Origin of the sequence: Vibrio maerlii, assembly GCF_003415655.1 — a bacterium.
Taxonomy (GTDB): domain Bacteria; phylum Pseudomonadota; class Gammaproteobacteria; order Enterobacterales; family Vibrionaceae; genus Vibrio; species Vibrio maerlii.
Map to the genome: position 1 here is coordinate 180,235 of NZ_QRHC01000006.1, position 15,006 is coordinate 195,240.

Here is a 15,006-nt window from a genome sequence, read left to right on the forward strand (position 1 = left end):
CAAGTGGCCTGTACTTGATTCTGGTCTAACCAGTTACGAAAATTGTGATGTTGATATCTTGTTAACTTAATGTTGTAGGTTTATATTTCAAACACGTGTTTGATACGGTTGATTGAAAATGACGCGCAGTAATACTAAAGAAAAGATACTTGATGTTGCCGAATCTCTTTTTGCAGAACATGGTTTTAAAGACACATCGCTAAGAACGATCACGAGTAAAGCGAATGTGAACCTCGCATCTGTAAATTACCATTTCGGCGATAAGAAGACGTTAGTTCGTGCGGTGCTTAATAGATACTTAGAAGCGTTTATGCCTTCGGTTAAGCACACTTTATTGACACTGAATGAACGTGAACATTTCACAATGGAAGAGGTGTTTGAGTCTTTACGTGAGCCTATCTGCGCATTGGCTGAAGTGAGACCTGATGGGACGAATCGGTTTATGTCTTTAATCGGTAGAGGATATACCGATGTGCAAGGGCACTTACGCTGGTTTATCAAAACCCGATATGACGATGTACTCTCTTTATTTATCTCTTCCGTATTAAAAGCTAACCCCCAATTATCGAAAGAAGACCTGTTTTGGCGTTTGCATTTTACGTTAGGGGCGTGTGTTTTCACGATGGCGTCTAGCCAAGCTCTGACAGAAATTGCCGAAAGTGATTACGGGCACAGTGTCGATAGTCAACAGATTCTCGACCAACTAATTCCTTATCTGTCAGCTGGTGTTGCCGCTCCAGTGCAACACCTAACAACAGCAAAGATAGTTAACCTGAAACTTTAATTAACTCATAACAACAAATATAAAATCGCGAACAAAAGGATCTGAAATATGAGCTCTCTACGACAAAAATGGATTAGCGACCCAGCATTTAAAATGTTTAAAAAAGTGCTGCCACCTCTATCGAGTACTGAGAAGGAAGCGATGGAAGCGGGTAGTGTTTGGTGGGACGGTGAACTGTTCTCCGGTCAACCTGACTTTAAGAAGCTCCATCAGTATCCTTCGCCAAAGCTTTCTGCTGAAGAGCAATCGTTTATGGATAACGAGCTTGAGACCCTGCTAGAGATGCTAGATGATCACAAGATCGTAAAAGAAGACCGTAACTTACCGACAGAGGTTTGGGACTACCTGCGTAAGGAGCGTTTCTTCTCTCTTATTATCTCTAAAGAATACGGTGGTCGTGAGTTTTCCTCATTGGCGAACTCTACCATTGTCACCAAAATCGCAACGCGTAGCTTGAGTGCTGCGGTAACGGTAATGGTGCCTAACTCGCTAGGTCCTGGTGAGTTGCTGTCTCATTATGGTACCGACGAGCAGAAAAATTACTGGCTTCCAAGATTGGCAGACGGTACGGACATTCCTTGTTTTGCATTAACAGGCCCAGAAGCTGGCTCTGACGCCGGTGGTATCCCTGATCAAGGTACGGTTTGCTACGGCATTCACGAAGGCAAAGAAGTACTAGGTATTAAGCTTAGCTGGAATAAGCGTTACATCACGTTAGCACCCGTAGCAACAGTACTGGGTCTAGCGTTTAAACTGAACGACCCTGAGCACTTACTTGGTGACAAAGAAGAGCTAGGCATTACTTGTGCGCTTATTCCTGCTGACCATGAAGGCGTCGAGATCGGTGAGCGTCATGACCCACTTGGTTTAGCATTCATGAATGGCCCAACCCGTGGACAAGATGTCTTCATTCCTATTGAGTGGTTAATTGGTGGTGCTGATTATGCCGGTAAAGGCTGGCGTATGCTGGTGGAGTGTTTGTCGGCAGGGCGTGGTATCTCACTACCTGCACTAGGCACTGCAATTGGTCACCTAACTTCAAGAACAACAGGTGCATACTCTTACGTTCGTAAGCAGTTCGGAATGTCGATTGGTAAGTTTGAGGGTGTCGCTCAAGCGTTAGCTCGAATTGGTGGTTTAACGTACCTACTGGAAGCGACTCGTACATTGACGACGACTTCGCTAGATATGAAAGAAAAACCGGGCATCATTACCGCGATTGCTAAATACCACATGACAGAGATGGCACGTACCATTTTGAATGACTCAATGGATATCCACTCAGGGCGTGCAATTCAAGATGGTCCAATGAACTACTTAGCAACACACTACCTCGGTATACCTGTCGCGATTACGGTAGAAGGCGCAAATATTCTCACGCGTAACTTGATGATCTTCGGCCAGGGTGCAACTCGCTGTCATCCTTATGTACTGAAAGAGATGGAAGCGGCGGCAAACCCAGATGAAAAGGCTGGAGCGAAAGAGTTTGATGAGCTGCTATTCAAGCATATTGGTCATGCGACGAAGAACACCTTTGGCGCATTTGGCGCAGCATTAACGGGTTCTCGTTTTATTAAAGCTGAGATGAGTGGTCCGACGCAGAAATACTACAAAGAGATGACTCGCTTAAGTCGAGCTTTGGCTGTTAGTGCTGACTTTGCGATGCTGACACTAGGTGGTGACCTGAAACGTAAAGAAATGATCTCTGCGCGTCTGGGTGATGGCTTGAGTTATCTATACATGGCTTCGGCGGCATTGAAGAAGTATGAAGATGAAGGTCGTCAGCAAGAAGATCTCGATTGCGTTCACTACGCGGTACAGCATTGTCTATACAATGCAGCGAAAGCACTCGAAGAAGCGTATAAAAACTTCCCTATGAAAGCAGCAGGCAAAGCACTCAAGTTCCTAGTGTTCCCTATTGGCAATCACTACCAACAACCAAGTGATGATTTATGTCTTCGCCTAGCTGAGAGCTTGATGACTCCAGGCGTACAGCGTGATCGCCTAACTCAGCTTTGTTATGTTGGCCAGAGTGCTGATGACAGTGTTGGGTTGATGGAACAAGCATTTATCGCAATGTATGACATTAAACCACTGGAGCGTAAGATCTTTAAAGCGATTAAAGAAGGACAAATTGAGCGTAAAGCTTCGTTAACCGCCAAGCTTGAAAAAGCGCTTGAATTGAAAGTGTTGACAGAGCAGGAAGTAGAGCAGATCCGAGCAGCAGACCAACTGCGCTACAAAGCGATTCAGGTTGACCACTTTAGCCATGATTTCTCTGAAACATTGACGAACGGTAAACCACAGAAGGTTAAAGCGCTAGACAGCGTCGCTTAAACGACGCCTCATGAAAAGCTAATCCAACACCTAACCACTGAGTGGTTAGGTGTTTTTGTTTCGCAGGTAACAAAGTAAATCTGTCGTGATTAGCTGTGATAGTGCTCCAACCACTTCTAATTTCAGCCTATTTTTGCAGAAATTTAATGCGAAGTAGCGACGAACCTTTTATCCTTAGCAAGATTTTTTAAGGAAGTTGAATATGATCATCAAACCTAGAATTCGTGGATTTATCTGTACAACGACTCACCCAGTTGGTTGTGAAGCGAACGTAAAAGAACAAATTGCTTACACAAAAGCACAAGGCCCTATCGCTAATGCACCAAAACGCGTGCTAGTTGTTGGTTCTTCAAGTGGCTACGGCCTGTCTTCTCGTATTGCTGCTGCATTCGGTGGCGGTGCTTCGACTATCGGTGTTTTCTTTGAAAAAGAAGGTACAGAGAAGAAACCAGGTACAGCGGGTTACTATAACTCTGCAGCTTTTGATAAGTTTGCAAAAGAAGAAGGCTTGTACTCTAAGAGCCTGAACGGTGATGCATTCTCAAACGAAGCTAAGCAAAAGACAATTGAGCTGATTAAGGAAGATCTTGGTCAGATTGATATGGTTGTTTACTCACTAGCATCGCCTGTACGTAAAATGCCAGAGACTGGCGAAGTTATTCGTTCTTCTCTAAAACCAATCGGTGAAACTTACACGTCGACGGCAGTTGATACCAATAAAGACGTTATCATCGAAGCAAGTGTTGAACCAGCGACAGAGCAGGAAATCAAAGATACTGTGACTGTTATGGGCGGCGAAGATTGGGAATTGTGGATCAATGCTCTATCTGAAGCTGGTGTACTAGCTGACGGTTGTAAGACAGTTGCATATAGCTACATCGGTACTGAGCTAACTTGGCCAATCTACTGGGATGGTGCGCTAGGTAAAGCGAAGATGGACCTAGACCGTGCATCAACTGCGCTAAATGAGAAACTGTCTCAAACTGGTGGTACGGCAAACGTTGCTGTTCTTAAATCGGTTGTGACTCAAGCAAGTTCAGCAATTCCTGTAATGCCACTGTACATCGCAATGGTATTCAAGAAGATGCGTGAAGAGGGTGTACACGAAGGCTGTATGGAACAAATCTTCCGTATGTTTAGCCAGCGTCTATACAAAGAAGATGGTTCTGCTGCAGAAGTGGATGATAAAAACCGTCTACGCCTAGACGACTGGGAACTTCGTGACGACATTCAACAGCACTGTCGTGAGCTATGGCCTCAGATCACTTCTGAGAACCTAAAAGAGCTAACAGACTATGTTGAATACAAAGAAGAATTCTTGAAGCTATTCGGCTTCGGTGTTGAAGGCGTTGACTATGAAGCTGACGTTAACCCAGCTGTCGAGTTTGACGTTCAAGACATCTAATCTTAAGTCTGAATTGAATACTAAAATGCCGACTCATTATGAGTCGGCATTTTTATTAGCGTTAAAGTAGATTGGATACTTGAGCTGAGATTTTAGAATTCAAATCTCAGTTCATTTCGTCTCAGTTGTTTACTCTAGAGCCTTAATCGATTAACCCATAATCCTTCGCAAGGATATCAATGATCTCTTGTTTAGGGTTTTCGCTTAGTACGATTTCTTTACCTGTCACTTTTTCCGCAATAGATAGGTAAGTCTTGGATACATCCATCAGTGCGTCGGGCGGCAGTTCATTATCACGAGCAAGTGCTTCACGTTCTGGCATGCGTTCTTTGTTCAGCAGAATATCTGGATCAGGGAAGTGGTTAAGTAGGAACTGGCGGAAGCCTTCTTTTGAATTCTCTACGATGTTACCTGCTTGATACTCTTTATCATCCCAAATGCGAGAAGAATCTGGTGTACCCACTTCATCCATGTAAATGAGCTTTTCGTTGCCTTTAGCATCGTTTACGTAGCCGAATTCAAACTTAGTATCGACAAAGATTTGCTCAACTTCAGCAAGGGCTTTGCTGATTACACCAAAGCCTTCTTTAAGTAGCTTTTCGTATTCCGCGATGTCTTCTTGCTTAGAGAAGTTGAAAGCTTCGAAGTTATCTTCAATGTTAGTGCGAGTGATGTTCACGTCATCTGCTTCAGGAACGCCATGGATACCTTTTAGGATACCTTTGGTTGAAGGTGTGATAAGTAGTTCAGGAAGCGCTTTATCTTTTTCTAGACCTTCAGGCATTTCAATGCCACAAAACTCGCGTTCACCTTTAGCGTATGAGCGCCACATAGAACCCGTAATGTATTGACGACAGATAGCTTCAATCATTACTGGCTTCGCTTTTTGTACGATCCAAACAAACGGGTGAGGGATATCAAGAATGTGGCTATCTGCTAAACCATTCTGCTTAAACAGCTCAAACCAATGGTTTGAGATAGCATTGAGTGCTGCGCCCTTACCAGGAACACCTTTTAGTCCACCTTCACCGCGCCAGATACAATCAAACGCCGAGATGCGGTCACTGATCACCATGATTGCTAGAGGAGCATCGGGTGCCACGTCATACCCTTTTTCTTCGATCAGACGCTTGCTGTCTTCTTCTGTTAACCAGTAAACAGAGCGAACTTTACCGCTATGCACAGGTTTGTTAGTACGGATAGGTAGGTCGTCGTTGACGGCCAGAACTTGGTCAGCGAGGCTCATTGAGTATTCCCTATAGTTCGTTAGATACGAATTTTGCTGTTAAAGCGTATTTGCTTGTTAAAGCGAGTCAATAGGTCGGCATGATACCAGAACTTTTTGGGACTTCCAGAGAAAAAGCAAACGTTTGCTTTTGGTGGCGAGTATTTGATTATTAGCAACAAACAAGAAACAAAAAAGCCCTCAAAAGAGGGCGAAATAGTGACAGCTTGTTGAACTTATTAATGAAACTTAGACACTCTGCCTTCAACAAAAAATACGTCACAGTGGAATTGCTTACCGTGCTCGATTAAGAGCTTTTTCGTTACTGGGTCGATCGAATCACTAGCTACGACAGCCGAAGCGTTCTGAGATTCAATGGCTTTAATGACCACTTCAACCTCGCTTAGATTTCTTGACGGCATAAGTTGAATGACTTTCTGGCTTTGAACTTGATAGTTATTTAGTGCTTGTTGTTGTGGGCGAGGGCATTGAGCAGTAAATAGTATCCAACGTGACTGCTGTGAAAGCTGAGCTAGGTTTGTGAGGAAATTTCCCTCTTCAGCAGACACTTGATACGGATTATTAGTACGGTAAGTATCTGAATTTAAATTGCTTGTTCTAAGTGCAAGACGCCCCATGTTTGAAGAGGCGATATTGTGTTGAGAGAAAGCTGTTGAGTTCATTTTACTGTCCTTACGTACAATACTGTATGTGTATACAGTAGTTTGTTTTTGAGTACTGATCAAGACTTTTGTTCGCTTTTTGCACGAGGGGTGAAAGAAATCACACTTGGTTAATGCGTAATAGGCATTGGATGATAGGTGATAGGTGATAGGTGATAGGTTGAAGTGGTGGTAATGAAATGAAGCAAATGAGTGGCTACATACAAAAGGCACAAAAAAAGCGCCAAGTTAGGCGCTTTCTATTTCTACGTCAGTGTGAGATTAGCTCTTTCTCTCTAGTCTAGCTCTAGCTTCGAGCTCGCCGATATTAAATTGTTTAACATCGATCTTAGCCAAATCATAACAAGATTCGCAGGACTGATGAGATAAGCCATCAATATATTTGTGTTGGGCAACTTTGGCTAAACGACCACACCAGTCGCAAATACCGTGTTTATCAAACATTACTTTCTCCCCACTTTTTATACGCCGTCTTATAGCGATGACCCGTTCAAGGCTATGCGGCACTACTCTTTTGTTGTGGAATTTTCGGCGCGTATTATGACACAAACTGTCGTTGAATGTTAATTTATTGTGTCATTAATAAGTGTAGGTTCCAAAAGGGGATATTCTTATACCTATTTGGTGGTATTGAGAATGACTTTCAAAGCGTGATTAAGGCGTTGCATCTCTGCTGAACTGCCTAATGTGTCAGGGTGATAGATTTTGCCAAGCTGTTTGTAACGACGTTTAATATCAGTTTGATTGGGAATCTTACTCGGATCGAAGCCAAAGAGCGCACAGGCTAACTCTAGTTGAGAATTGTGTTTTGATGCTGGTTGTGGCGCTGGTTTGACCGGCTGTTTTGCTTCTTTCTGTAAACGTTGGATTTCGTTGAATAGCTTTTTGAGTTGTTTCTGTTGCTTACGAATGATCTCTTTTTGTTCAGTGGGTGATGGTGCTTCTTTACTTTGAGCTGGTGAATCTTGTTTAGTACTAGATGGAACATTTAAACGCTTATAGTAAATAAGAGCTCCGATAAGAGCGCATATCAGTAATACGAAGAGAGTGATTAAAAACCAACTATCGTCTTTTGGTAATTCATTTGGCTGTTGTGAGTTACTAATGTGATCGTCGAGAGCTATGTCTTCTTGAGCATCTAAAGCTTCCAATTGTCGGCGACGTAGTTGATCGAATTCTTGTTGTTCAATGCGTGCTAATGCTTCAGATTGATATTCACTGTCTAGAGAGGAGTAGAGCGACTTTGCCACAGATAAAGAGGACAGGTTTTGGTTACTCGTTTCCAGTAGTTGGGCAAGTTCTAAACTCGCTTGTTGACGCAGATGAGCTTGGTCTGACGTCACTGCTTGAATGTACCAATAGATAGATGTGTCAAAGTGGTCGGGCTTTTTGCTCAGGTTTTTCGCCAACTCCAATTGAGCGGCTTGGTCGCCATTCTCTGCTCTATCTAGAAGGGTTTTGTTTTCTGATGACAAACTCAGCGGTGAAAAAAGAAACGTACTCAATATGAGAAAAAAAGAAGCGGCTGAGGTTTTCATATTCATCCTGAACAAAGGCCTCTCAATGTTTGAGAAGCCAGTTTAATTTTAAAAGGCGTTATTTAAGCTTCTTACCTAGAGTCGATTTATCTTAGGAGCTTGGGCGCTTGCGCACCATTGATAGGTTTGTTTACAGAAACTTTACGACCTTTTTTTAGACCTACTTCGTAATCTTCTGTCAGATTCTTCATCGCTTCTTTCAACTGCTGCTTGAAAGTTTCACGGTCGATGTTTTTGAACTCTTTGTCGATGTAGTTGTTGATCTTACTGTTTGATTCATCGTCTGGAGTGATGACAGGAAGTTTTTCTAATGCACCTTCAACCCAGCCTGATACGAATGAGTTAACACGCTTAGTGACTTCTAGGTTGCTGGTGCCCGAGCCGGCAAAGCTGTTTCTGAACTGTCCTGTCTGCTCATTCATCTCGCGATAAATAATGTCGAAAGCAAAGGCTGCAAAAATTGCTCGGTCTGCTTCTCCAATGAACTCGACACGCTTAAGCCCTTTGTGATTCAACAGAACGGCTTCGACACCAAACTTGGTGTTAATACCGCGAATAATGCGCAGGATCATCGAACCAATATTGGCAGGCAGTAAGTGCGTTGATTGGGTTTTACCCATCTTAATAAACTCGATATCGTCTTTATCAAGCCCGTACTTCAACATCAAGCGGTGTGCCATTTTGATTGCATTCGCCGCTTCGTTGACATTAGCAGAGTTACCAAGCTCTAGGCACTTTGCGATTTTCTTTAGGGCTTTTTTCTTATCGATCAACGCTACATACTCGTTCAGAAAATTTGGGGGGACATAGTTTAACGATTTTGGTTAAGAAGTGAAAGGTGAATCAAGTGCTACAATAAAAAGCCACTGTGGAAACAGTGGCTTATAAAAAATGGTTTTAACCAAGTTAATTACAGATTAGATGCCTAATTGGTCAAGCAGATCGGATGGGTCATCGTTAGATTCTGATTTTACTGAAGAAGATGGTTCTTGTTTCTTTGCTTGTTTTCTTTGTTCTTGAGCAAGGATCTCATCCGGTGTTTGTTCTTGTTCGATCTCAAATTCTTCTAACTGAATGAACTCAGTTTTATCCATTGCTAGCTCTAAATAGAAGATGTTGTTTTTCGCCGTTGAGAAGGTTACTCGTCGAGCTTGAGGGCGGTCGAGATTAGTATCGACAGAAAGATTGACTTGTTTGTTGAGTGCCAGCATCTTTGGTTGGTTTTGTGTGATGTTGGTTTGTAGCTCTTTGCGGATCTTGTTTGTGAAGTCACCTACGAGCTGGTTCATTAACTCACCGAGAACATCTGCTACTTCATCTGAAGTGTGAAGAATCGCCAGTTCCTCTTCAGGCATGCCCATGTTGCGCATATAAGACGTATAAAGTTCTAGGGCTGCCTTAGATGTAAAGTTGATAACCACAAGCCCAGAGAAGCCGCCGTCGAACAATACGAAACAGCCAAAGTCCGGTTTCAGGCTCGTTTTAGTAATCTTCTGTACCATCGCCGAATAGCTTACAGGTGATTGCGTCGCTGAAGACAAGACACTAGAAACAGATTGGCACAGCTTTAAGAGAATATCTTCTGTAGTGATGGTCTTGCTCTTTCTCATAATGGGTAGCTCATTCTTTGTTGTGAGAGGGGATGATTAATTCGCATGTTATACTAATTAACATGTGTTTCTATAGTCAAAAATTAAATTGGGTTCACTTTTTACGCAGACTTTATGATTTGATCGACTTTTAAAATGTTGTAAAGTGACTTAATTCTCAATTTTAATTATTAATCATCATCCCTTTCTGAAATGAATCAGTGAATTAGGGGAGCAGGACGCGCAATGTTACCACGCTTAGACCTTCAGCAGGATGTCGATCCTGCCGTACGCACCTTTCTTAACGAGTTACAACAGTCGGATTTCAGCGGCGATATTGAATCGAGTTACTCTAGTCGTCTAGCAGTCGCTACCGATAACAGTGTTTATCAACAACTGCCCCAAGCGGTAATTCTGCCGAAATCAACACGTGATGTTCAAATCATTACTCGTTTGGCTAACAAGAGCAGTTATGAACGCATTACTTTCTCGCCAAGAGGGGGAGGTACGGGAACCAACGGCCAGTCATTGACTAAAGGTATTGTCGTTGATCTCTCCCGTTATATGAACCAAGTGCTGGAATTAAACCAAGAGGAAGGGTGGATTCGTGTTCAAACCGGCATCGTTAAAGATAAGCTCAATGATGTCGTACGTCCTTATGGGTATTTCTTCTCCCCAGATCTGTCTACCAGCAATCGCGCGACGCTTGGCGGAATGATCAACACAGATGCATCGGGTCAAGGGTCGTTGAAATACGGCAAAACTTCTGATCATGTACTGTCTCTTCAAGCGGTATTTGCGGACGGCTCTTGTCTAGAATCTGACCTATCACATGGTTTGCCAGAAGAGGGGGAATTTGCGTTTGACGCTTATGAGGTGACGAAGAAGGTCTGTGTGGAAAAGCGCGCACAAATTGATGAGAAGTTCCCACCATTAAACCGTTTCTTAACGGGCTATGACTTAAAAAATGCCTACGATGCACAAACTGAAGAGTTTGATCTCACCCGTGTGTTGTGTGGTGCCGAAGGCTCTTTGGCATTTATTACCGAAGCAAAGCTAAATCTGACGCCAATTCCTAAAGCACGTACTCTGGTGAATGTTAAATACAACACCTTCGATTCTGCGTTGCGTAATGCTTCTTTCATGGTTGAGGCGCAAGCCTTGTCTGTTGAAACCGTAGATTCAAAAGTACTCAATCTAGCAAAAGAAGACATTGTTTGGCACACCGTGAGTGATCTGCTGACTGAGGTGCCTGGTCAAGAAATGCTAGGTATCAACATAGTTGAGTTTGCAGGCCAAGATACTGACGAGGTCGAGCAACAAGTCGCTAAATTGACGGCGAGACTCGATCACATGATCGAAAGCGGTGAAGCTGGATTGATTGGCTATCAGGTTTGTGATGATCTTACTGGTATCAACCGTATCTACAACATGCGCAAAAAAGCGGTTGGTCTGCTAGGGGCCGCAAAAGGTCGTGCGAAACCAGTCGCTTTTGCTGAAGACACCTGTGTACCGCCAGAAAACTTAGCTGATTTTATTGCAGAGTTTAGAGAGCTCCTTGATGGTGAGGGTTTGCATTATGGTATGTTTGGGCATGTAGATGCCGGTGTACTGCACGTGCGCCCTGCGCTTGATATGTGCGACCCACAGCAAGAGCTGCTCATGCATGAACTTTCTGATGAAGTGGTTAAGCTGGTGGCGAAGTATGGCGGCCTAATGTGGGGTGAGCACGGTAAGGGTTTCCGCTCTGAGTATGGCCCCGAGTTCTTCGGTGAAGAGCTCTTTACTGAGCTTCGCCGAGTGAAAGCCGCGTTTGACCCGCACAATAAAATGAATCCAGGTAAGATTTGTACGCCACTTGAGAGCAATGCTGAGCTCGTGAAAGTGTCAGATACTAAGCGTGGCTATTATGACCGTCAGATCCCTGTTGAGGTTCGAGATAGCTTTAAAGCGGCCATGGAGTGTAACGGTAACGGCCTTTGCTTTAACTATGACGTGAACTCTCCAATGTGTCCTTCAATGAAAGTCACAGCAGATCGTCGACACTCTCCAAAAGGACGCGCAGGTATTGTGCGTGAATGGTTGAGGCAGTTGACAGAGCAGGGGATTGATATTCTCGACTTAGAAAGAGAGACGCTAGAAACCTCACCGACTATTAAAACGATGATTGAGCGTGTACGGAATCGTATCAATCGTCAGCATGAATATGATTTCTCACATGAAGTCTACGAAGCGATGAATGGTTGTTTAGCGTGTAAAGCGTGTGCGAGTCAATGTCCTATTAAAGTGGATGTTCCGAGTTTCCGTTCTCGTTTCTTGAATATTTATCACTCGCGCTACCAACGCCCGATGAAAGATTACTTGGTCGCAAACATTGAAAGCATGTTACCGTTGATGGCGAAAGCACCAAAGGTTGTTAATGCTGCTCTAGGGCAAAAGTGGGTGCAAAGTTTAACTGCAAAAACAGTCGGTTATGTGGATGCACCATTAATGTCAGTACCAACGTTAGACAAACGTTTAGGCCGCAGTGATACGGAACAATTTGATTTAGAGAAGCTATCTAGTCTTTCTGAGGCAGAGCGTGAGAAACGTGTTCTCATCGTTCAAGATCCGTTTACCAGTTATTACGATGCGGAAGTGGTTGAAGATTTTGCTCGTCTTATCTCAACGCTAGGCAAAGTCCCAGTTCTGTTGCCATTTAAGCCAAACGGCAAAGCACAGCATATCAAAGGCTTTCTGAAGCAGTTCGCAAAGAGCGCACAAACGACCTCGAGCTTCTTACATCAAGTGGCAACATTGAATATCCCATTAGTGGGCGTCGACCCAGCGCTGGTTCTTTGTTATCGAGATGAGTATCAAGAGGTGTTAGGTAATGATCGTGGTGACTTTGACGTACTGACCGTGCATGAGTGGTTACATCCGCGCCTTTCAGAGTTTGATACCGAGCATTCGAAAGCAGACAACGAGATGTGGTATCTATTCGCCCACTGTACTGAGAAAACTAAAATGCCGAACGCGGAAAAAGAATGGGGAGCTATTTTCTCTCACTTTGGTGCAAGTCTTCAGACCGTACCGGTTGGTTGTTGTGGTATGGCTGGTACTTTCGGTCACGAACAAGACAAGCTTCAGATGTCGCAAGATATCTATGGATTGAGCTGGAAGCCAAGCTTAGACAAGCTTCCGGATGAAAGAGTATTGATAACCGGATACTCATGCCGTAGTCAGGTGAAGCGCTTCGAGCACTTCAAACCTAAGCATCCGCTGCAAGCTCTGCTAATGGCAATAAGCTAACAGAAATGAAAAAGGAGTGACTTAGTCACTCCTTTGTACATTTTGTCTTAGAGAACCTATCTACAGGACGAAGTCCGTTCTGCAAGCGAAGCGCTCTAATATCTATCTTTTATGCGTGAACAGCTAAAAACGCATCTTTACGTTCGTTGAAGCGGTTTACCAAGTCATCAACGGCATCTTGGTCGTAAGGCTTAAGGCCCGATGCTACCATGCGCTTAGAGCCGCGACCGATAACCTTACCATCTTCTTTGAATTCAAAGTTCATTGTCACGGTGCCTCGTTTGCCTTCGATATCAAAGGTCGCACCATTAAACTCGACTTCAGGGTGAGTCAGGTTAAGGTGGTCAAACTCAACTTCCATGCTTTCGTAGATCACAAGCGGACGCTGGCAGTTGATCATCATTTGTTTCTCTTCCATTAGAGGAACCATGATGTGCGGGAAATTCATGCCAGAGAACTGAACATAGCTCTTAACCACGTGTTCAATGAACTGTGGGTCTTTATTCACTTCTCCTTGGTGTGTCATGTGAAGGTATTCTTTACCATTCGCATCGACTAATGCGCTGTCGTGGTCACCCTTTTCGCTCACTTCCAATGCGATGCCATCATTCACCATGCCTGAAAAATTGAAGCGCATCTTTTGACTAACACCTTCTTGATTTAAAAGCACTGCAAAAAGGAGATCGCCAGGGACACAGAAACGTTTGCTGTCTTCATCATGGATAGGGTTGAAGTCACCTGCTACTTTCTTTGCAAAGTGGCTTGCTTGCTCGCGAGTAAATTGAAACTGCTTTCCTTGAGCGGAGAAATATGGGTTTAAAAACATAATATTCGATAAATTACTAAAACTGGGGCGATTATAACGGAGAAAAATAATTTCAATGGTCTATCCAGTGCTTGCCCTTGAATTCAGCTAATTAAGGGCGTCACTTAATGGCAGAAACATTGCATTTTGACGACTTATGCATGAATTAATGTCATAGAAGGGCAAAAGATACACAAAGATGAATAAAATCAAGTTAGAAATGCCAAATCGATTTGGAATTGTGTAGCGGTTTGGCTACTATGTACGACTATTCAAACTACCCATAATCCGATACGGACACTACCACTTATGCCGATACGACATGTAAAGGTATAGGGTGATGAGGAAACGATGCAACATCTAGAAGAGATCATTGCTAATGCGAACACAGCTATTGAAGCTGCTGAGTCGCTAGTCGCACTTGATGAAGTGCGTGTTCAGTATCTAGGTAAGAAAGGTGAGCTTACTGCTCAGCTTCAGAGCCTAGGTAAACTACCACCAGAAGAGCGTCGCAGCGCTGGTCAAGAGATCAATAAAGCGAAAGGCGTTGTTCAACAAGCTATCGCAGCGCGCAAAGATGCACTACAACGTGCAGAACTTGAAGCGAAGCTAGCAGCAGAAACTATCGACGTAACTCTACCAGGTCGTCGCATCGAGAACGGTGGCCTACACCCAGTTACTCGTACTGTTGAGCGTATTGAGCAGTTCTTTGGTGAGCTAGGCTTTAGCACTGAGTCTGGTCCTGAGATTGAAGATGCATTCCACAACTTTGATGCACTAAACATCGCAGAAGACCACCCAGCTCGTACTGACCACGACACGTTCTTCTTCAACCCAGATCTAATGCTACGTACTCACACGTCAGGCGTTCAGATCCGTACGATGGAAAATGGCAAACCACCATTCCGCTTCATCGCACCGGGCCGTGTTTACCGTAACGACTACGACCAAACGCACACGCCAATGTTCCACCAAGTGGAAGGCATGCTAGTAGACGAAAACGTAAACTTCGCTCAACTAAAAGGCATCCTGCACGACTTCCTAACGAACTTCTTCGAAGAAGATCTAGAGGTTCGCTACCGTCCTTCTTACTTCCCGTTCACTGAGCCTTCAATGGAAGTAGACGTGAAGCGTAAAGATGGCAAGTGGTTAGAAATCCTTGGCTGTGGCATGGTTCACCCGAACGTACTTCGCTCTGTAGGTATCGACCCTGAGAAATACTCTGGCTTTGCATTCGGTATCGGTATCGAGCGTCTAGCGATGCTTCGTTACGGCGTAAACGACCTACGTGCGTTCTTCGAGAACGACCTGCGTTTCCTAAAACAGTTCAAGTAATCCAGAGGGTTCAT

Annotated in this window: 12 protein-coding genes; 5 read left to right on the forward strand and 7 right to left on the reverse strand. The window is 43.9% G+C overall.

Annotated elements, in window-relative coordinates:
* The first annotated feature begins 118 nt into the window (after positions 1-118).
* From psrA to fabV, 3 genes are all read left to right on the forward strand, one after another.
* Positions 119-784 carry a TetR family transcriptional repressor PsrA gene (psrA, locus tag DPF91_RS12175; protein WP_117234704.1) on the forward strand — a complete coding sequence of 222 codons (666 nt, stop codon included), beginning with the start codon at positions 119-121 and terminating at the stop codon, positions 782-784.
* A 48-nt stretch (positions 785-832) separates the two neighbouring features.
* Positions 833-3,121, forward strand: coding sequence for an acyl-CoA dehydrogenase (locus DPF91_RS12180; protein WP_117234705.1), 2,289 nt, complete (start codon positions 833-835; stop codon positions 3,119-3,121).
* 202 nt (positions 3,122-3,323) lie between these two features.
* A complete protein-coding gene (fabV, locus tag DPF91_RS12185) occupies positions 3,324-4,526 on the forward strand; it encodes an enoyl-ACP reductase FabV (protein WP_117234706.1) in 1,203 nt (400 codons plus the stop codon).
* A gap of 142 nt (positions 4,527-4,668) precedes the next feature.
* Here fabV and DPF91_RS12190 read toward each other — a convergent pair whose 3' ends face one another.
* The 6 genes from DPF91_RS12190 to DPF91_RS12215 form a co-directional block, all read right to left on the reverse strand.
* Positions 4,669-5,772, reverse strand: a complete 1,104-nt coding sequence (locus DPF91_RS12190) for a phosphoribosylaminoimidazolesuccinocarboxamide synthase (protein ID WP_117234707.1) — start codon at positions 5,770-5,772, stop codon at positions 4,669-4,671.
* 218 nt (positions 5,773-5,990) lie between these two features.
* Positions 5,991-6,434 carry a SulA-like leucine-rich domain-containing protein gene (locus DPF91_RS12195; RefSeq protein ID WP_241033816.1) on the reverse strand — a complete coding sequence of 148 codons (444 nt, stop codon included), beginning with the start codon at positions 6,432-6,434 and terminating at the stop codon, positions 5,991-5,993.
* A 261-nt stretch (positions 6,435-6,695) separates the two neighbouring features.
* Positions 6,696-6,878, reverse strand: a complete 183-nt coding sequence (locus DPF91_RS12200; RefSeq protein ID WP_117234708.1) for a hypothetical protein — start codon at positions 6,876-6,878, stop codon at positions 6,696-6,698.
* Between the two features lie 173 nt (positions 6,879-7,051).
* The gene (locus DPF91_RS12205) at positions 7,052-7,972 is read right to left on the reverse strand and encodes a hypothetical protein (protein ID WP_117234709.1); all 921 of its coding nucleotides are present in this window, start codon (positions 7,970-7,972) and stop codon (positions 7,052-7,054) included.
* Between the two features lie 86 nt (positions 7,973-8,058).
* Positions 8,059-8,742, reverse strand: coding sequence for a DUF2786 domain-containing protein (locus tag DPF91_RS12210; protein ID WP_117234873.1), 684 nt, complete (start codon positions 8,740-8,742; stop codon positions 8,059-8,061).
* Between the two features lie 147 nt (positions 8,743-8,889).
* Positions 8,890-9,582 carry a DUF3334 family protein gene (locus DPF91_RS12215; protein WP_117234710.1) on the reverse strand — a complete coding sequence of 231 codons (693 nt, stop codon included), beginning with the start codon at positions 9,580-9,582 and terminating at the stop codon, positions 8,890-8,892.
* A 225-nt stretch (positions 9,583-9,807) separates the two neighbouring features.
* On the opposite strand from DPF91_RS12215, the gene ydiJ reads away from it, so the two are divergent.
* The gene (ydiJ, locus tag DPF91_RS12220; protein WP_117234711.1) at positions 9,808-12,852 is read left to right on the forward strand and encodes a D-2-hydroxyglutarate dehydrogenase YdiJ; all 3,045 of its coding nucleotides are present in this window, start codon (positions 9,808-9,810) and stop codon (positions 12,850-12,852) included.
* Positions 12,853-12,961: 109 nt separating this feature from the next.
* Here ydiJ and DPF91_RS12225 read toward each other — a convergent pair whose 3' ends face one another.
* Complete coding sequence (locus tag DPF91_RS12225) at positions 12,962-13,678, reverse strand: DUF3581 domain-containing protein (protein ID WP_117234712.1); 717 nt, start codon at positions 13,676-13,678, stop codon at positions 12,962-12,964.
* A 330-nt stretch (positions 13,679-14,008) separates the two neighbouring features.
* Here DPF91_RS12225 and pheS point away from each other — a divergent pair, with 330 nt between their 5' ends.
* Complete coding sequence (gene pheS / locus DPF91_RS12230; RefSeq protein WP_117234713.1) at positions 14,009-14,992, forward strand: phenylalanine--tRNA ligase subunit alpha; 984 nt, start codon at positions 14,009-14,011, stop codon at positions 14,990-14,992.
* Positions 14,993-15,006 lie beyond the last annotated feature (14 nt).